Annotated in this window: 14 protein-coding genes and 2 pseudogenes; 2 read left to right on the top strand and 14 right to left on the bottom strand. The window is 63.5% G+C overall.

Annotation, left to right across the window (positions count from 1 at the left end):
- Positions 1-203, bottom strand: a 203-nt coding sequence (locus JWQ24_RS06740; protein WP_299805944.1) for a hypothetical protein, incomplete at its 3' end; no start/stop codon positions are given.
- On the opposite strand from JWQ24_RS06740, the pseudogene tsf (JWQ24_RS06735) reads away from it, so the two are divergent.
- Positions 124-489 (top strand): annotated as a pseudogene (tsf, locus tag JWQ24_RS06735) (translation elongation factor Ts); the annotation flags it as partial. The gene JWQ24_RS06740 and the pseudogene tsf (JWQ24_RS06735) sit on opposite strands and share 80 nt — an antisense overlap.
- On the opposite strand, the pseudogene tsf (JWQ24_RS06730) reads toward tsf (JWQ24_RS06735), so the two are convergent.
- From tsf (JWQ24_RS06730) to dnaE, 3 genes and pseudogenes are all read right to left on the bottom strand, one after another.
- A pseudogene (tsf, locus tag JWQ24_RS06730) lies at positions 465-854 on the bottom strand (translation elongation factor Ts); the annotation flags it as partial. The pseudogenes tsf (JWQ24_RS06735) and tsf (JWQ24_RS06730) sit on opposite strands and share 25 nt — an antisense overlap.
- Before the next feature lie 190 nt (positions 855-1,044).
- Positions 1,045-2,037: a 30S ribosomal protein S2 gene (locus JWQ24_RS06725; RefSeq protein ID WP_299805942.1), complete on the bottom strand. Its 993-nt coding sequence runs from the start codon at positions 2,035-2,037 to the stop codon at positions 1,045-1,047.
- A 210-nt stretch (positions 2,038-2,247) separates the two neighbouring features.
- A complete protein-coding gene (gene dnaE, locus JWQ24_RS06720) occupies positions 2,248-5,760 on the bottom strand; it encodes a DNA polymerase III subunit alpha (protein ID WP_299805948.1) in 3,513 nt (1,170 codons plus the stop codon).
- Positions 5,761-6,627: 867 nt separating this feature from the next.
- Between dnaE and JWQ24_RS06715 the strand changes: the two genes are divergently transcribed.
- Entirely contained in the window at positions 6,628-6,900 is a 273-nt protein-coding gene (locus tag JWQ24_RS06715) for a DUF3551 domain-containing protein (protein WP_299805940.1), read from the top strand.
- Between the two features lie 37 nt (positions 6,901-6,937).
- On the opposite strand, the gene JWQ24_RS06710 is transcribed toward JWQ24_RS06715, so the two are convergent.
- The 10 genes from JWQ24_RS06710 to JWQ24_RS06665 all read right to left on the bottom strand — a co-directional run.
- Positions 6,938-7,636, bottom strand: a complete 699-nt coding sequence (locus JWQ24_RS06710; RefSeq protein ID WP_299805946.1) for an ABC transporter ATP-binding protein — start codon at positions 7,634-7,636, stop codon at positions 6,938-6,940.
- A gap of 11 nt (positions 7,637-7,647) precedes the next feature.
- Complete coding sequence (locus tag JWQ24_RS06705) at positions 7,648-8,916, bottom strand: lipoprotein-releasing ABC transporter permease subunit (protein ID WP_299805938.1); 1,269 nt, start codon at positions 8,914-8,916, stop codon at positions 7,648-7,650.
- Positions 8,917-9,004: 88 nt separating this feature from the next.
- Positions 9,005-10,324, bottom strand: a complete 1,320-nt coding sequence (gene proS, locus JWQ24_RS06700) for a proline--tRNA ligase (protein ID WP_299805936.1) — start codon at positions 10,322-10,324, stop codon at positions 9,005-9,007.
- A 529-nt stretch (positions 10,325-10,853) separates the two neighbouring features.
- Complete coding sequence (locus JWQ24_RS06695; RefSeq protein WP_299805915.1) at positions 10,854-11,234, bottom strand: hypothetical protein; 381 nt, start codon at positions 11,232-11,234, stop codon at positions 10,854-10,856.
- A gap of 48 nt (positions 11,235-11,282) precedes the next feature.
- Complete coding sequence (locus tag JWQ24_RS06690; protein WP_299805913.1) at positions 11,283-11,558, bottom strand: DUF1467 family protein; 276 nt, start codon at positions 11,556-11,558, stop codon at positions 11,283-11,285.
- 3 nt (positions 11,559-11,561) lie between these two features.
- The gene (mce, locus tag JWQ24_RS06685; protein WP_299805911.1) at positions 11,562-11,966 is read right to left on the bottom strand and encodes a methylmalonyl-CoA epimerase; all 405 of its coding nucleotides are present in this window, start codon (positions 11,964-11,966) and stop codon (positions 11,562-11,564) included.
- 36 nt (positions 11,967-12,002) lie between these two features.
- Positions 12,003-13,682: a ribonuclease J gene (locus JWQ24_RS06680; RefSeq protein WP_299805909.1), complete on the bottom strand. Its 1,680-nt coding sequence runs from the start codon at positions 13,680-13,682 to the stop codon at positions 12,003-12,005.
- Entirely contained in the window at positions 13,679-14,494 is an 816-nt protein-coding gene (locus JWQ24_RS06675) for a biotin--[acetyl-CoA-carboxylase] ligase (protein WP_299805907.1), read from the bottom strand. Before JWQ24_RS06675 ends, JWQ24_RS06680 begins: the two co-directional genes overlap by 4 nt.
- A complete protein-coding gene (gene nuoN, locus JWQ24_RS06670; protein WP_299805905.1) occupies positions 14,495-15,931 on the bottom strand; it encodes an NADH-quinone oxidoreductase subunit NuoN in 1,437 nt (478 codons plus the stop codon).
- Positions 15,932-15,956: 25 nt separating this feature from the next.
- The coding region (locus JWQ24_RS06665) for an NADH-quinone oxidoreductase subunit M (RefSeq protein ID WP_299805903.1) at positions 15,957-17,407 on the bottom strand (1,451 nt) is incomplete at its 5' end.

The raw sequence follows: 17,407 nt of genomic DNA, 5'->3' as shown, positions 1-17,407 counted from the left end.
CCGGTCACCACTTTATCAGTATCTCGGTTCCTGATGGTGGAGGCGGCGAAGCGGCGAGAAGCGCGCTTCGCGTTCGCCCTGACAGGCAAAGGACGTTCAGCAATGACAACAATCACAGCGGCGATGGTCAAGGACCTGCGCGAGTCGACCGGCGCGGGCATGATGGACTGCAAGGCCGCCCTCGGCGAGACGAGCGGCGACATGGAAGGCGCGGTCGACTGGCTGCGCAAGAAAGGTCTCGCGAAGGCCGCCAAGAAGGCCGGCCGCGTTGCCGCCGAGGGCCTGATCGGCGTGCTGCGCGCCGGTCACAAGGGCGTCGTGGTCGAGGTCAATTCCGAGACCGACTTCGTGGCGCGCAATGATCACTTCCAGGGTCTGGTCAGGATGATCGCCGATGTCGCGCTTCGCGTCGGCGGCGATGTCGAGAAGATTCTGGCCGCCAAGGCCGGTTCGATGACGATCGCCGAGGCGATCGCGTCCGAAATTGCGGTCTCGACGGTGAAGTCGCCGACCTTTGCAGCCTTGATCACCTCAATGTCGGCGCCGACGCGCAGTGCTACCTGCGCAACCATCTTGACCAAGCCCTGGAACTGCTCGTTGCGGGCAACGAAATCGGTCTCGGAATTGACTTCGACGACGACGCCCTTGGCGCCGGCGGTGATGAGGCCGATCAGGCCTTCCGCGGCGACGCGGTCAGCCTTCTTGGCGGCCTTGGAGAGGCCCTTCTTGCGCAGCCAGTCGATTGAAGCCTGCATGTCGCCGTCATTGGCGGCCAGTGCATTCTTGCAGTCCATCATGCCGACGCCGGTGGTCTCGCGGAGGTCCTTGACCATCGCTGCAGTAATCGTTGCCATCGTTGAACCCTTTGCCTGCCGGGGCGAGCGCAGCGCAGCCAATGCTGCACGCCACGCTTTGCCACAGGAACCATCATCGTGAGGAGGTCGAATTGAAAAGTGTGGCCGGATTACCGGCCACACTGCACACTATGGTCCGGCTTGATCGGACCGGGGCCGGAAAACCGGCCGCCGGGATCACACCTTCGCGTTACTCGGCTTCCGCCGTCATCGCCTTGGCCTGAGCCACCCAGCCATCGGCACGGGTCGGCAGGCCGACTTCTTCGCCGATCTTGTGCGCGTTGTCGTGATCGAGTTCGGCCAGCTGCCAGAAGTGGAAGATGCCGAGGTCGTTGAACTTCTTCTCGATCTCGCCGGACACGCCGGTGAGCTTCTTGAGGTCGTCGGCGGTGCCGCGCGGACCTGCGAGACCCTGGAAGCCAACTTCCGGAGCTGCAATCGCTTCCGGAACCGGAGCGGAGGAAGCGCCGATGTCGTAGCCGGAATCGCCCTGGGCGCGCGAGATGCCGTCGATGACAGCGCGGGCGATCAGGTCGCAATACAGCGTCAGCGCACGGCCAGCGTCGTCATTGCCCGGGACCACGTAGGTGATGCCCTTGGGGTCCGCGTTGGTGTCGACGATCGCCGCCACCGGGATGCCCAGACGCTGGGCCTCCTGGATCGCGATGTCTTCCTTGTTGGTGTCGATCACGAAGATCAGGTCGGGGAGGCCGCCCATGTCCTTGATGCCGCCGAGCGAACGGTCGAGCTTGTCGCGCTCGCGCTGCAGCGTCAGGCGCTCCTTCTTGGTGTAGGCGCTGGCATCGCCCGAATTGAGCACTTCATCGAGGTGACGCAGGCGCTTGATCGAACCGGAAATGGTCTTCCAGTTGGTCAGCGTGCCGCCGAGCCAGCGCGAGTTGACGAAGTACATCGCCGAACGCTTCGCGGCTTCCGCGACGACGTCCTGCGCCTGGCGCTTGGTGCCGACGAACAGGATGCGGCCGCCCTTGGCGACGGTGTCGCTGACAGCCTGCAGCGCGCGATGAAGCAGCGGCACGGTCTGGGCGAGATCGATGATGTGGATGTTGTTGCGCGCGCCGAAGATGTAGTCAGCCATCTTCGGGTTCCAGCGGTGCGACTGGTGGCCAAAGTGGACGCCGGCTTCGAGGAGCTGACGCATAGAAAATTCAGGGATCGCCATAGTTCTAATTCTCCGGTTGTTTCCTCCGGAAGCGTGTGAGCAATCAAGCGTTTGTGCAGGGAATCTGCAGTGGGGCCGGAATGCCACCGGACGGCGGTTAAGCCATGCTTCCGTGTGAGATGGCGCGGTATATAGCCGGATTCCCGGGATAAGCAAGGCAAACCGGCCACTTCCGACCGGCAACGCCGAATTAATCGGCCTGCCCGGCCCTCACAGCATCTCGACCTGCACCACCCCGGTCACCGCCTTGATGGCGCCGGCGATCTGCGGCGAGATGCGGAACCGGCCGGGGAGCTTCATCTCCACCTCGGTTTCCAGGTTCAGCATCATCACCACGGAGACATCGCCTTCGCCTACCCCGCCGCTCGGCGCCGTGGGCTTGGGCGGCGGCGCGCCGCGGCCGGTATTCGCAGTGGGCGCATCCGGGCCCTGCAGGCGCTTGACGATCGAATCGAGCGGCTTGGTGTCGCGCAGGAAGATCCGCAGCCCCTTCTGGGTCTTGGCGGCGGCGGCATCGAGCGGCTCAGCATGCAGCACACGGGCGCGGACGTCCTCGCCCTGCAGTTCGGCACCGAGCTGCAGCAGCACGGCGGCACCCGGCTCCAGTACCTCGCGGTACTGCGCCAGCCCCTCCGAGAACAGCACCGCCTCGAAATGGCCCGTGGGGTCGGACAGGCCCATGATGCCCATCTTGTTGCCGGTCTTGGTGCGCCGCTCCATCCGCGTCACCACGGTGGCGGCGACGCGGCCGGCGGTGGCGCCCGACTTCACGGCGCGGCAGAACTCGGCCCAGCTCTGCACCCGCAGCCGCTTCAGCACCACGGCATAGTCGTCGAGCGGATGGCCGGACAGGAAGAAGCCGATCGCGTCATATTCTCGGCGCAGCTTCTCGGCCGGCAGCCAGTTGTCGATCTGCGGCAGCATGATGGTCGGCGCATCCGCCGCCCCACCGAACATGTCGTTCTGGCCGACCGTCGAAGCTTCGTGGGCGCGCTGGCAGGCCGCGAGGATCGCCTCGGCCCCGCCGAACACCCGGGCGCGGTTGGAATCCAGCGTATCGAAGGCACCGGCCGCGGAGAGGCACTCGATGACGCGCTTGTTGATGGCGCGCGGATTGGCGCGAGACGCAAAGTCCGCCAGCGAGGTGAACAGCCCGTTCTGGCGCTCCGCGACGAGCAGATCGACCGCGGCGGAGCCGACGCCCTTGAGGCCTGCCAGCGCATAGAAGATGGTGTTCTCGGCGACCTCGAAGGTGGCAGCGGAACGGTTGATGTTCGGCGCCTCGACCTTGATGCCCTGCCGCTGCGCCTCGGCGCGGAATTCCGACAGTTTGTCGGTGTTGCTCATTTCCAGCGTCATAGACGCCGCGATGAACTCGACGGGGTAATGCGCCTTCATATAGGCGGTGTGATACGACACCAGCGCGTAAGCCGCTGCGTGGCTCTTGTTGAATCCGTAGTCGGCGAACTTGGCGAGCAAGTCGAAGATGGTGTCAGCCTGTTCCTTGCCGACGCCGTTCTTAACCGAGCCCGCGACGAAGATCGCGCGCTGCTTTTCCATTTCGGCGCGGATCTTCTTACCCATCGCCCGGCGCAACAGATCTGCGTCGCCGAGCGAGTAGCCGGCCATCACCTGGGCGATCTGCATCACCTGCTCCTGGTAGATGATGACGCCGTAGGTTTCCTTGAGGATCGGCTCCAGCATCGGATGCAGGTATTCCGATTCCTCGTCGCCATGTTTTCGTGCGCAGTAGGTCGGGATGTTGGCCATCGGGCCCGGTCGATACAAAGCCACCAGCGCGATGATGTCCTCGAACCTGTCCGGGCGCATGTCGACCAGCGCGCGCCGCATGCCCTGGCTTTCCAGCTGGAACACGCCGACCACGTCGCCCCGCGCCAGCATCTCGTAACTCTTGGCGTCATCGAGCGGCAGCGTGGTGAGATCGACATGGATGTTGCGCTGCTTCAGCAGCTTCACGGCAACGTCGAGCACGGTTAGCGTCTTCAGGCCGAGGAAGTCGAACTTCACCAGGCCCGCGGGCTCGACCCATTTCATGTTGAACTGGGTGACCGGCATGTCGGATTTCGGATCGCGATACATCGGCACCAGCTGCGACAGCGGGCGGTCGCCGATCACGATGCCGGCGGCGTGCGTCGAGGCGTGGCGCGTCAGGCCTTCCAGCCGCAGCGCGATGTTGAAAGCGCGCGCCACCACCGGGTCCTCGTCGCGAAACTCCTTCAGCTTCGGCTCCGACTCGATCGCCTCCGCCAGCGTCACCGGCGCCGCCGGATTCTGCGGCACCAGCTTGGTGAGCTTGTCGACCTGGCCATAGGGCATTTGCAGCACGCGGCCGACGTCGCGCAGCACGCCGCGCGCCTGCAACGTACCGAAGGTGATGATCTGCGCGACCTGATCGCGGCCGTAGCGCTGCTGCACGTAGGTGATGACCTCGCCGCGGCGCTCCTGACAGAAATCGATGTCGAAGTCGGGCATCGAGACGCGTTCCGGATTGAGGAAGCGCTCAAACAGCAGGCCGAACCGGATCGGATCGAGATCGGTGATAGTCAACACGTAGGCGACCAGCGAGCCCGCGCCCGAGCCTCGGCCCGGCCCGACCGGAATGCCCTGTTGCTTGGCCCATTTGATGAAGTCGGCCACGATCAGGAAGTAGCCGGCGTAGTTCATCCGGTTGATGACGTTGAGCTCGAAGTCGAGCCGTGCGCGGTAGTCTTCCTCGGTCATGCCCAGCGACACGCCGTGCACCTTGAGGCGCTGCGTCAGCCCCTCTTGTGCCTGGCGCTTCAGCTCTTCGGCTTCCTCGCTCTCGGCGTCAGCGGCATTGGACGAGGCGCCGACGGTGAAGCGCGGCAGAATCGGTTTGCGGGTGCGTGGCCGGAACGAGCAGCGCTCGGCGATCTCCACGGTGGAGGCCAATGCTTCCGGCAGGTCAGCGAACAGCACCGCCATCTCCGAGCGGGTCTTGAAGCGGTGCTCCGGCGTCAGCTGTTCGCGCTCGGTGTCGGCGATCATCTTGCCACCGGCGATGCACAGCAGCGCGTCATGGGCCTCGTGATCGTCAGCCGCGGCGAAATACGGTTCGTTGGTGGCGACCAGCGGAAAGCCCTTGGCGTAGGCCAGATCGATCAGACCAGCCTCGGCGCGGCGCTCCTTCTCCACGCCGTGGCGCTGCAGCTCGATGTAGAGCCGGTCACCAAACAGATGGCCAAGACGGTCGCAGCGGGTGGCGGCCAGCGCCGCCTGATCGGCATTGATCGCCAGCGCGATCGGGCCCTCGGGTCCGCCGGTCAGCGCGATGAGATCCTCGGCCTCCTCGAGCAGCCAATCGAACTTGATATGCGGCGTCTGATGGATCGGGGTTTCCAGGAAAGCGCGCGAATTCAGCTTCATCAGGCTGCGATAGCCGCGCTCGCGCGCCGCCAGGAACACCATCCGCGCCGGCACCGCATTGAGCGAGTTGCGGGCGCTGGGATCCTGGTCACCGAAGTCGACCGCGATCTCGCAGCCGACGATCGGCTGGATGCCGTAGCCGGCGAGCTTGTCGGAAAATTCCAGCGCGCCAAACATGTTGTCGGTGTCGGTCAGCGCCAGCGCCGGCTGGTGGTCGGCCTTGGCCAGTTCCGCCAGCTTCTGGACCTTGATCGAGCCCTTCAGCAGCGAATAGGCCGAATGGGTATGCAGGTGGATAAAACCGGCATTGGACACGGCTGCGGGTCTTGAACTCATGGCGTCAGGCAATCATCGACTTGAGGAATTGCGGCGACCCAAGGATCGACTCGCCACCCCATGGTGATGCCTGGGCCGGGGGCTGTCCACGCGAAACGCACGTGATCCGGAAAGCGTCCCCGATATCCCGTCGCCGGCGCTCCCGCCGGCGAAACGGGCCAGGCTCAGAGCTGGGGGATCAACTGCGCCCACACCGCGATCATACCCACGAACAGAACGATCGACGCCAAAGCGGCAGCCTCTTCAACGAAAGTCTTCAACATGTCAGCCTCCGTGATCTCTAGAACGTACAGAGAACATAGTTCTTCTTTTGTTCTGTAGTCAAGTTTGGCGCGACCGGCGTCCGGCAAATTCCCCGCTAACTATCGATGTTGGTTAATGCCCCCGGCCAAGGCGGCCGTTGCGATGATCAGTGCTCACTGGGATTGCGCAGCCTCGCGCTGACACACAGGCAAATCCCGACATAGGCGACGGACACAAAAACAGGGCAATTTGAATCCACAGCGCCGTCAACACGCCGATTCTCCGTTTCCCATCCGGCGCAACAGCGCCAGAAACCAGAGGTGCGAGCGGCATTTTCAGACCTGCCGGGTCATTAAAGTTGTTCGTGTCTATGCTGAACAGATTGCTTCCAGAAACGCTCAAATTTTACGGATCGATCCTTACGCACCGCTAGCCATGCCAGGAAAGATCACGGCTCGGCCTCAGCCTGCCTGACGGCCCCTGTTTTCGGACGTCCCGGGTCGAATCTGCCTGCCCCGAACGAGTTGACGAACGCCCGCCGCGGCGGTTTGGTGCGGCTCCGAACCCACACGCGCCGGCGACCGAGTCGGCAGGAGACAATCGATGCGCAAAGCCCTGTTCGCCCTGATGGCTATCGGCACCCTGACGGCCATCGACATTGTCCCGGCCGAAGCCCGCGACTACCCGATCTGCATGCGCACACGGTTCGATCAGGACGATTGCAGGTTCACGACCTATGCGCAGTGCATGGCCTCGGCATCGGGCCTCGGTCAGAGCTGCTTCCAGAACCCGGCGATGGCCTATCGCCAGCAGCGCTACATCGACGAGCCGGCGCCGCGCCGCCGTCAGCGCAACCGCGACCGTTACGACGATTGAGATGTGATGCGCGTTGAACCGGCCCGGATCGGGCCGGTTACGCCAGTTCGATGACCTTGCCGTTTTCCAGCGACACGCGGCGGTCCATGCGGCCGGCCAGCTCCATGTTGTGGGTCGCGATCAGCATCGCCACCCTTGTCGCCTTGACCAGCTGCATCAGTGCCTTGAAGACGTGATCCGCGGTATGCGGATCGAGGTTGCCGGTCGGCTCGTCGGCAAACAGCACGCGTGGCGCGTTGGCGACGGCGCGCGCAATGGCGACGCGCTGCTGCTCGCCGCCAGACAGTTCAGAGGGCCGGTGCGTGATGCGCTCGCCGAGGCCGAGATAGGCCAGGATCTCCTTCGCACGCACGATCGTTTCGGAGCGCTTCAGGCCCCGGATCAACTGCGGCATCATCACGTTTTCCAGCGCCGTGAATTCCGGCAGCAGGCGGTGCGACTGGTAGACGAAGCCGATATCGGTGCGGCGGATCTGGGTGCGTTCGGCGTCCGACAGGCCGGACGTCGCGGTGCCGCCGACATAGACCTCGCCCTCGTCGGGACTTTCCAGCAGGCCGGCGATGTGCAGCAGCGTCGATTTGCCGGAGCCGGAGGGCGCCACCAGCGCGACCGACTGGCCGGCCCACAGCGCCAGCTTGGCGCCGTCGAGGATGCTCAGCACCGTTGCGCCCTGGGTGTATTGCCGCTTGATGTCGTGCAGGTAAACGACCGGGACTTCTTCGCCGGGCTGCGCCATATCAGTCATCTCTACTCGTACCTTAGCGCTTCCACGGGATCGAGGCGCGCTGCGCGCCACGACGGATACAGGGTGGCGAGGAACGACAGCGTCAACGCCATGATCACCACTGCGCTGGTCTCGCCGATATCGACGTCGGCGGGCAGCTTGGAGAGGAAATACAGCTCCGGCGAAAACAGCTCGGTCGAGGTCATCCACGAGATGAACTGCCGGATCGACTCGATGTTGAGGCAGACGACGAGTCCGACCACGAAGCCGGTCAGCGTGCCCACCACACCAATCGCCGCCCCGGTGATCAGGAATATCCGCATGATCGAGCCCTGCGAGGCGCCCATGGTGCGCAGGATGGCGATGTCGCTGCCCTTGTCCTTCACCAGCATGATCAGACCGGACACGATGTTCAGCGCCGCCACCAGCACGATCAAGGTCAGGATCAGGAACATCACGTTGCGCTCGACCTGCAGCGCGTTGAAGAAGGTCGCGTTGCGCTGCCGCCAGTCGACCAGGAACACCGGGCGTCCCGCGGCCTCGGTGACCAGCTTGCGGTAGGCTTCGATCTTGTCGGGATTGTCGGTGTAGACCTCGATCGAGGTGACGTCGGAGGCGCGATTGAAATAGGCCTGTGCTTCGGCCAGCGGCATGAACACGAAGGTGCCGTCATATTCCGACATGCCGATCTCGAACACCGCGGCGATGCGGTAGGGCTTGATCCGCGGCGTGGTGCCCATCGGCGTCACGGCGCCGCGCGGCGCGACCAGCGTAATATTGTCGCCGGCATGGACGGAGAGCTGGTCGGCGAGCCTGCGGCCGATCGCGACGCCCTGCCCCTCGTCGAAGTTCTCCAGCGTGCCTTGCTTGATGTTCTTAGCGATCGAGGTGAGGTTGTTCAGGTCCGCCGAGCGGATGCCGCGCACGAACACGCCTGAGGCATTGAACGGCGACGACGCCAGCGCCTGGCCATCCACCACGGGCGCTGCCAGCCGGATGCCTTTGACGCCGTTGATACGGTCGGCGACGTCCTTCCAGTCGGTCAGCGGGCTTTCCAGCGGCTGCACCAGCAGATGGCCGTTCAGTCCGAGTATCTTGTCGAGCAGCTCTTTGCGGAAGCCGTTCATCACGGCCATCACGATGATCAGCGTGGCCACGCCCAGCATGATGCCGAGGAACGAGAAGCCGGCGATCACCGAGATGAAGCCCTCCTTGCGGCGCGCGCGCAAGTAACGGCCGGACAACAGCCATTCGAAGGCCGCAAACGGTGGGGTTCGAACTGGCTCGCTCATGACTTCATCCGTCCTGCGAATCGCATGGGATTCGGGCTTATTCTAGCCGCATCGTCGGCACCGCGCCGACCACGCGGTGGATAAGTTGTCAGGACGTCAGCTTTGCGACGGCCTCGGCCGCGCTGAGGTTCTCGCGCGAACCGTCGCTGCGCCGCTTCATCTCAACCTTGCCCTCGGCCAGCCCCTTCGGACCGACCAGAATCTGCCAGGGCACGCCGATCAGGTCGGCGGCGGCGAACTTGGCGCCCGCGCGCTGGTCGGTGTCGTCGTAAAGCACCTCTACGCCCTTCGCGTTAAGCTCGCTGTACAGCGCCTCGCAGGCGGCGTCGGTGTCGGGCGCGCCCTGCTTCAGGTTGAGGATGACCACCTTGAACGGCGCCACCGCCTCCGGCCACTTGATGCCGTTCTCGTCGTGGCAGGCCTCGATGATCGCGCCGACCAGCCGCGACACGCCGACGCCGTAGGAGCCGCCATGGATCGGCTGAACCGTCCCCTCCGGGCCGGTCACCAGCGCCTGCATCGACTCCGAGTACTTGGTGCCGAAGTAGAAGATCTGCCCGACCTCGATGCCGCGGGTATGGACCTGCTTCTCGGCCGGCACTTCGCGCGCATAGCGCTCGGCGTCATGAACGTCCTCGGTGGCGGCGTACACCGTGGTCCACTGCGTGATGATGTCGGTGAGATCGGCGTCATAGTCGATGTCATCGCCGGGCACCGGCAGGTCAAGCACGTCCTTGTTGCAGTACACGGCGGACTCGCCGGTCTCCGCCAGCAGAATGAACTCGTGGCTGTGATCGCCACCGATCGGGCCGGTCTCGGCGCGCATCGGGATCGCCTTGATGCCCATCCGCGCAAAGGTCCGCAGGTAAGCGACGAACATCCGGTTGTAAGTGCGCAGCGCCGCGGCTTCGTCGACGTCGAACGAGTAGCCGTCTTTCATCAGGAATTCGCGGCCGCGCATCACGCCGAAGCGCGGGCGCTGCTCGTCGCGGAATTTCCACTGGATGTGATACAGGTTCAGCGGCAGGCTCTTGTAGGACTTCACATAGGCGCGGAAGATCCCGGTGATCATTTCCTCGTTGGTCGGTCCATACAAAAGTTCGCGCTTGTGGCGGTCGGTGATGCGCAGCATCTCCGGACCGTAAGCCTCATAACGCCCGCTTTCGCGCCACAGGTCGGCGAGTTGCAGCGTCGGCATCAACAGTTCGATGGAGCCGGCACGGTCCTGCTCTTCCTGCACGATCTTCTCGATCTTGCGCAGCACCCGCAGGCCCAGCGGCAACCAGGCATAAATTCCGGCGGCCTCCTGGCGGATCATGCCCGCGCGCAGCATCAGCCGGTGCGACGCGATCTCCGCGTCCTTCGGCGTTTCCTTGAGAATGGGCAGAAAATAGCGCGACAATCGCATGAGAGGCTCAAGAATCGGAGGGACAAGGAGTTTGGCGAGTGAAACCGGATCGGCCGCCAAAACACAAGGGCGGCAGCCCAGCCTTCCCAACCCGGGGCTTCCGCTTTGAGCCGACAAAGCGGGCTTAATTCAGTTCATGCCGGAAATTACGATGCAGGGCCCAATGATATCGCCGGCCTGTTGAACGCTATGCCGTGAGGCCGCGAAATGGCGAGGAGCGCATCATTTTCATGAATGCCTCAATTTTGGACAGACATGCTGAAATTGGTGACAAGCAAAAAAAGATCGGCTACGACTCAAAGCTCAGGCGGTCTGCAAGGACAAAGTCTGGTGGTCCAAGTCTCGGGAGGAGCCCTGGCGCGCTCAAGCAGCGTCAACCCGGTAATCAAGGATAAAATCCAACAATTCGGGTAAATAGGGTCGACACGATTTTCCGAGCAGGGCTGCGGCCCTGCTCTTTTTTTTCGAGATTTTCCGCAGGCTTTGAGAAGACCGCAGCGGCGCGATATTAATCAGCGCCGCTGATGGCCTATTTGGCCTTGGCGTCATACGTGCCGCCCGCCAGCCATGAACACACCGCGCCCTGCACTGCGCCGACGATCCCGAACATGAGCAGTTGCGGCAGCGTAATCGGCATGGCGGTCCACACCGCCATCATCGCAACGCTCCCGCCGTAGCCGACCGCTGCGGTGGCAAGAACCTTCGGCCACAGGCTGATCTTGTCTTCGAGCCAGCGGTCCTCAAACCCCATCGCCAATGAGGGTAACACCGCAAAAATGAAGGCAAAGGGCAGCCCGAGCAGAAAGCCCTGAGCGCCTCCGACGTCCTTTCCGGCGAACACCTGGAGCAACAGGAACACCAAAAAACCGACTACGGGCCCGAGCAGCAGGAAGATCAGAATTCGTTTCACGCATATCCTCCCTCGACGTCCGCTCTACCGGCGATTCGCTAGCAGCTTTTAGATGGGAACGCCCATCAACTTTGAAAGCCGCTCGATGTTGAAATAGTCCATCCGGTAGCCATACATGCCGATGGCGAACACGACGGCGGAGATCACCGTGGTCCAGATCAGTTTACCGCGCATCCGGGCGAGCACCGGCGCGCCGGGATCGGTGCCGTCGACGACGCCGCCGTCTTCATGCTGGCTGCGCACGCCGAACGGCAGCGTAAAGAACAGCACGATCCACCAGATGACGAAGTAGATCGCAAGCGCGGTTGAGATTGCATAGGCCATGCGTCAGGACTGTTCGATTTCGACGAGCGCGCCGGAGAAGTCCTTCGGGTGCAGGAACAGCACCGGCTTGCCGTGGGCGCCGATCTTCGGCGTGCCGTCGCCGAGCACCCGCGCGCCTTCGCTGACCAGGCTGTCGCGCGCAGCGAGGATGTCCGGCACCTCGTAGCAGAGGTGATGGATGCCGCCGTCGGGATTGCGCTCGACGAATTTGGCGATCGGCGAAGCGTCACCCAGCGGCTGGATGAACTCGATCTTGGTATTCGGCAGCGTGGCGAACACCGTGATCACGCCATGCTCGGGCAGCGGCACTGCGGCGGAGATCTCGGCGCCGAACGCGGTGCCGTAGATCTTCGCCGCCTTCTCCGCATCGGCAACCGCAATCGCGACGTGATTGAGCCGGCCCAGCATGTCGTCCTCCCTGTCTTTTGTCGTTACGTCGTAGCCTTACTTCTCGACCTGCATGATGTGGACGTAGCACATCGTCTTCTTGCCCCACTGCTCCTGCAGCGCCGCACGCACCGCGCGCCGCACCGATTCCGCGATCGCATCGGGGTCGCGCTTGCGCGCCTTCGGCAGGTTCTCGACGATGTTGACGACGATGTCGAACACGATGTCGTCCATCATCTCGCCCTTGGCATTCTTCTCGGGGATACCGATCAGATCGACCGCGGGCTCGTCGGCGAGGTCGCCCTTGGCGGTGACGGCGAGGCCGACGAAGGCGCAGCCGGCCATCGCCAGGCGACGACGCTCCGACACCGCGCGCGACTTGGAATCTTCCAGAAGCAGCCCGTCTTTGTAGATCTTGCCGGACGGAATTTCCTCGATCACCGCGGCATCGCCCGGCGACAGCCGGACCAAATCGCCGTTCTTGACGATCATGGTGCGCGGCACGCCGCATTCGCGCGCCAGCTTGGCGTGCTCGTGCAGGTGCAGCGCCTCGCCATGCACCGGGATCAGCAGCTGCGGCCGCACCCAGGAGATCATGTCGCGCAACTCGTCGCGGCGCGGATGGCCGGAAACGTGAACCAGATGGGTACGGTCCGTGACGACTTCGACGCCCTGGGTGATCAGGCCGTTGATGATGGTGCCGACAGCCTTCTCGTTGCCGGGAATGGTGCGCGACGAGAAGATCACGGTGTCGCCGCGATTCAGCGTGACCATCGGATGATCGTCATTGGCGATGCGCGACAACGCCGCGCGCGGCTCGCCCTGGCTGCCGGTGCACAAAGCGATGACGCGATCCGGCGGAAAATGGCCATACATGTCGGCGCCGCGGAAGGCGCGGATGCCTTCGAGGTAGCCGGTCTCGCGCGCGATCTGCACAACACGCTCCATCGCCCGGCCGACCACGACGACCTCGCGGCCCGACGCTTCGGCAGCTTCGGCCACGGCGCGTAGACGCGCCACGTTGGAGGCGAAGGTAGTGACGGCGACGCGGCCCTTGGCGGCCTTCACCAGTTCGGTGATGGTCTTGGCGACTTCCATTTCGGAAGGCGAGCGCCCTTCCCGCACAGCGTTGGTGGAATCGCCCACCAGCGCCAGCACGCCGGCATCGCCGAGTTCACGCAGGCGGCGCTCGTCGGTCGGCTTGCCGATAATCGGGGTCGGATCGATCTTCCAGTCGCCAGTATGCAGCACGGTGCCCTGGGCGGTGTGGATCGCCAGCGCGTGCGATTCCGGAATCGAATGCGCGACGGGGATGAACTCGACCTTGAACGGGCCGAGCTCGATGGTGCCGCCCGACGGCACCACGGTGACGGGAATTTTCGGCGGGTTGCGCTCGCTGGCGCACTTAGCCTGAAACAGCGAGGCGCTGAACTGCGTTGCATAGATCGGGCACTTCAGCTTCGGCCACAGATCGATGATGGCGCCGAAGTGATCCTCATGCGCATGCGTCAGAACCAGGCCGACGATGTTCTTGCGCTCCTTTTCCAGGAAGCGCACGTCGGGCATCACCAGGTCGATACCCGGCAGATGTTCCTCGTCGCCGAAATAGACGCCGAGATCGACCGCCAGCCAGGCTTGCTTGCCACGCTGGCCCATGCCGTAAATCGACAGGTTCATGCCGATCTGGCCGACGCCGCCGAGCGGCGCGAATGTGAGCTGGTCTGTCTTGGTGGTCATTGTGTTGCTCCTGCCGACCCGGTCGACCCGAAATGAACGTCTCCGGCAGAAATCGGGATGCGTTTGCCGTCCGATGTACTGACGATCAGACAGCCGCTTTCGTCGATGGTGTCGAAAATGCCTGAAATGATAGATGAACCTGATTGAATCGAGACCGGCTCGCCAAGCCCTGCGGCGCGCGCCAGCCAAGATGTACGTATTTCACGAAAGCCGCGGCCGTTGTCCCAGATGCCGCGATATTCCGCCCATGAGTCCGACAGCGCGTTGAACAGGTCCTCGGCGCCGACCTGAACGCCAAGCGCGTTCAGCGAGGTCGCCGGATACGGCGTGCCCTCAGGGAATGCAACCACATTGGTGCCGATGCCGACCACGACCGCAAGCCGGTCATCGGCTACTGCCTCGGCCTCCAGCAAAATGCCGGCGAGCTTGGAACGCCCTGCCAGCACGTCGTTGGGCCATTTCAGCGCGAACTTCATATCTTCCGATCCAGGCGATCTCAGCAACGCCTCCATGCTGACCCGCCGAAGTGCTGCTTCCAGTGCCAGTCCCGCTGCAAAGCCGAGGGTGGCTGCGATGGCGGGCGGCACGTCAATGACTTCAAGAACTGAACAAGCGAGGTTTCCGCGCGGCGCTATCCACGGCCGATGCCGTCGTCCGCGCCCCGCGGTCTGCTGCGATGTGACAAACCACATTGGACCGCGCTCGCCGGTGCGGGCGCGGTCCAAGGCTTCTACATTGGTTGAACCGGTGCTGTCGAATGCCTGGAGTCCGGTCCCCGCGGCCAAGGCTCGGGGGCCGAGCGAAAATACCATCTAGAACAATGACTTCGCCGCAAACGAAGCGGCGCGAACCAAGGGGCTCGGATAGACGAAGAACAGCACGTTGAAAATACCGGCGACAGCCAGAACGGTGCGCAGTTCGACGCGCATCGGATCGAGCGATCCCTTTGGTTCGTCGAAATACATCAGCTTGACGATGGTCAGGTAGTAATAGGCACCCACCACACTCGCCAAGACGCCGACCACAGCGAGCACGAACAACCCGGCTTTGATCGCCGCGATGAAGACGTAGAACTTGGCGAAGAAGCCGGCCAGCGGCGGAATGCCGGCCAGCGAGAACAGGAACATCGCAAAGAAGAACGCCAGCAGCGGATTGGTCCGCGACAGGCCTGCGAAGTCGCTGATCTTCTCCAGCGGCTGGCCATTGCGCTTCATGGTGAGGATGATCGCGAAGCTGCCGAGCGTCATCGCGACATAGATCGCGAGATAGACCAGGACGCCCTGCGCCCCCTCCGCGGTGCCGGCGGCGAGGCCGACCAGCGCAAAGCCCATATGGCCGATCGAGGAGTACGCCATCAGGCGCTTGATGTTGGTCTGGCCGATCGCGGCGAACGAACCTAGCACCATCGAGGCGATCGAGACGAACACCACCACCTGCTGCCACTGCAGCAGGATGCCGGGGAACGCCGTCAGCGCAACGCGGGTGAACACGGCCATCGCTGCGACCTTCGGGGCCGATGCAAAGAACGCGGTGACCGGGGTCGGCGCGCCCTCATAGACGTCCGGCGTCCACATGTGGAACGGCACGGCGGACACCTTGAAGCACAGGCCGGCGAGCAGGAAAACGAGACCGAACACCAGACCGACGCTGCCGGTGGTGGCAGCCGCCGCGATGCCGCTGAAGGTCACGGTTCCGGTGAAGCCGTAGACCAGCGAGGCGCCATACAACAGCATGCCGGACGACAGCGCGCCAAGCACGAAATACTTCAGACCGGCTTCGGTGGACTTGGCGTTATCGCGGTTGGACGCGGCGACGACGTAGAGCGCGAGGCTCATCAGTTCGAGACCGAGATACAGCATGATCAGATCGCCGGCCGAGATCAGCACCAGCATGCCGAGCGTCGAGAGCAGCACCAGGATCGCATATTCGAAAATGCGACGGGTCTGGTGCTCGAGGAATTCACGCGACAGGACCAGCGTCACGCCGGATCCGATCAACGCCAGCACCTTCATGAAGCGGGCAAAGTCATCGACGATGAAGCTGCCGCCAAAGGTGACGAGCTTGCCCGCGGGCAGCATCAGTTCAAGGATGCCCACCACGATCAGCACGCATACGGCCAATACCGTCACCGGGCCCGTGGTCTTCGGTCCGCCATAGGCGCCGAGCATCAGCAGCGCCATGGCCCCCACGGCCAGCACAATCTCCGGCAATACGGGGAGCAGTGAATATCCGGCGGTCTCAAAAGTCATTGCGCGTTGTCCTGACCTGCTGCGTTCATGGCAGCAGCGCGGCTGCCTTCACGGCAGATGTTGCAGCGGCGTAGTTGTTGACGAGGAGTTGCACCGAGGCGGCCGACATGTCGAGCACCGGCTTCGGATAGACCCCGAACCAAATGGTGAGAATGACCAGCGGCACCAGCAGCAGCCCTTCGCGGAAAGTGATGTCCTTGATGCCCGCCAGAGCCGGCTTGGTCAGCGCGCCGAACACCACCTTGCGGTAGAGCCACAGCGCATAGCCAGCCGACAGGATGACGCCGAGCGAGGCGATGGTGGCGGTCGGAATGTTAGTCTTGAAGGTACCTATCAGCGTCAGGAATTCACCGACGAAGCCGGAGGTGCCGGGCAGACCGACATTGGCCATGGTAAACACCATGAACAGCATCGCATAGAGCGGCATCCGGTTGACCAGGCCGCCATAGGCCGCGATCTCGCGGGTGTGCAGCCGGTCGTAGACGACGCCGACGCAGAGGAAAAGCGCGCCCGACACGATGCCGTGCGAGACCATCTGGAACTCAGCACCGGCGATACCCTGGGTATTGCCGGCGAAAATCCCCATCGTCACGAAGCCCATGTGGGCGACCGACGAATAGGCAATCAGCTTCTTGATGTCTTCCTGCATCAACGCCACCAGCGAGGTGTAGACGATGGCGATGACCGACAGCGTCATCACCAGCGGCGTGAAGTAGACGGAAGCTTCCGGGAACATCGGCAGCGAGAAGCGCAGGAAGCCGTAGCCGCCCATCTTCAGCATGATCGCGGCCAGCACGACGGAGCCTGCGGTCGGCGCCTCGACGTGCGCATCGGGCAACCAGGTGTGCACTGGCCACATCGGCATCTTCACCGCGAACGAGGCGAAGAACGCCAGCCAGGCCCAGGTCTGCAAGGATCGCGGCACCGCCGTCTGCATCAGGGTCGGAATGTCGGTGGTGCCGGCGTTCCAGTACAACGCCATGATCGCAAGCAGCATCAGCACCGAGCCGAGCAGCGTGTAGAGGAAGAACTTGAAGCTCGCATAGACCCGGCGCGGCCCGCCCCAGACGCCGATGATGAGGAACATCGGAATAAGGCCGCCCTCGAAGAACAGGTAGAACAGCACGAGATCGAGCGCCACGAAGACGCCGATCATCAGCGTCTCCAGCACCAGGAACAAGATCATGTACGACTTGACGCGAGTCTGGATCGACCCCCACGAGGCGAGGATGCAGATCGGCATCAGCAGCGCCGTCAGCACCACGAACAGCAGCGAGATGCCGTCGACGCCCATTTTGTAGCCGATGCCGCCGCCCAGCCAATCGGCGGTTTCGACGAATTGGAACGCAGCCGTTCCGGTGTTGAAATTCGCCCATAGCAACAGCGACAGGACGAAATCGGCGAGCGTCACGGCAAGCGCGATCACGCGCGAAGCCCGGTCGCTCATCCGCAAGGTCAGGATCGCCAGCGCGCCCA

Origin of the sequence: Tardiphaga sp., from assembly GCF_028290495.1 — a bacterium.
Taxonomy (GTDB): Bacteria; Pseudomonadota; Alphaproteobacteria; order Rhizobiales; family Xanthobacteraceae; genus Tardiphaga.
This window is presented reverse-complemented; position numbering and strand designations above follow the sequence as displayed.

Excerpts from the sequence above, each read along its gene's own strand:
- JWQ24_RS06725 (WP_299805942.1), bottom strand. The coding sequence starts at position 2,037 with ATGGCGATCCCTGAATTTTCTATGCGTCAGCTCCTCGAAGCCGGCGTC.
- JWQ24_RS06715 (WP_299805940.1), top strand. The coding sequence starts at position 6,628 with ATGCGCAAAGCCCTGTTCGCCCTGATGGCTATCGGCACCCTGACGGCC.
- JWQ24_RS06710 (WP_299805946.1), bottom strand. The coding sequence starts at position 7,636 with ATGGCGCAGCCCGGCGAAGAAGTCCCGGTCGTTTACCTGCACGACATC.
- JWQ24_RS06705 (WP_299805938.1), bottom strand. The coding sequence starts at position 8,916 with ATGAGCGAGCCAGTTCGAACCCCACCGTTTGCGGCCTTCGAATGGCTG.
- proS (WP_299805936.1), bottom strand. The coding sequence starts at position 10,324 with ATGCGATTGTCGCGCTATTTTCTGCCCATTCTCAAGGAAACGCCGAAG.
- JWQ24_RS06690 (WP_299805913.1), bottom strand. The coding sequence starts at position 11,558 with ATGGCCTATGCAATCTCAACCGCGCTTGCGATCTACTTCGTCATCTGG.
- mce (WP_299805911.1), bottom strand. The coding sequence starts at position 11,966 with ATGCTGGGCCGGCTCAATCACGTCGCGATTGCGGTTGCCGATGCGGAG.
- JWQ24_RS06680 (WP_299805909.1), bottom strand. The coding sequence starts at position 13,682 with ATGACCACCAAGACAGACCAGCTCACATTCGCGCCGCTCGGCGGCGTC.
- JWQ24_RS06675 (WP_299805907.1), bottom strand. The coding sequence starts at position 14,494 with ATGGTATTTTCGCTCGGCCCCCGAGCCTTGGCCGCGGGGACCGGACTC.
- nuoN (WP_299805905.1), bottom strand. The coding sequence starts at position 15,931 with ATGACTTTTGAGACCGCCGGATATTCACTGCTCCCCGTATTGCCGGAG.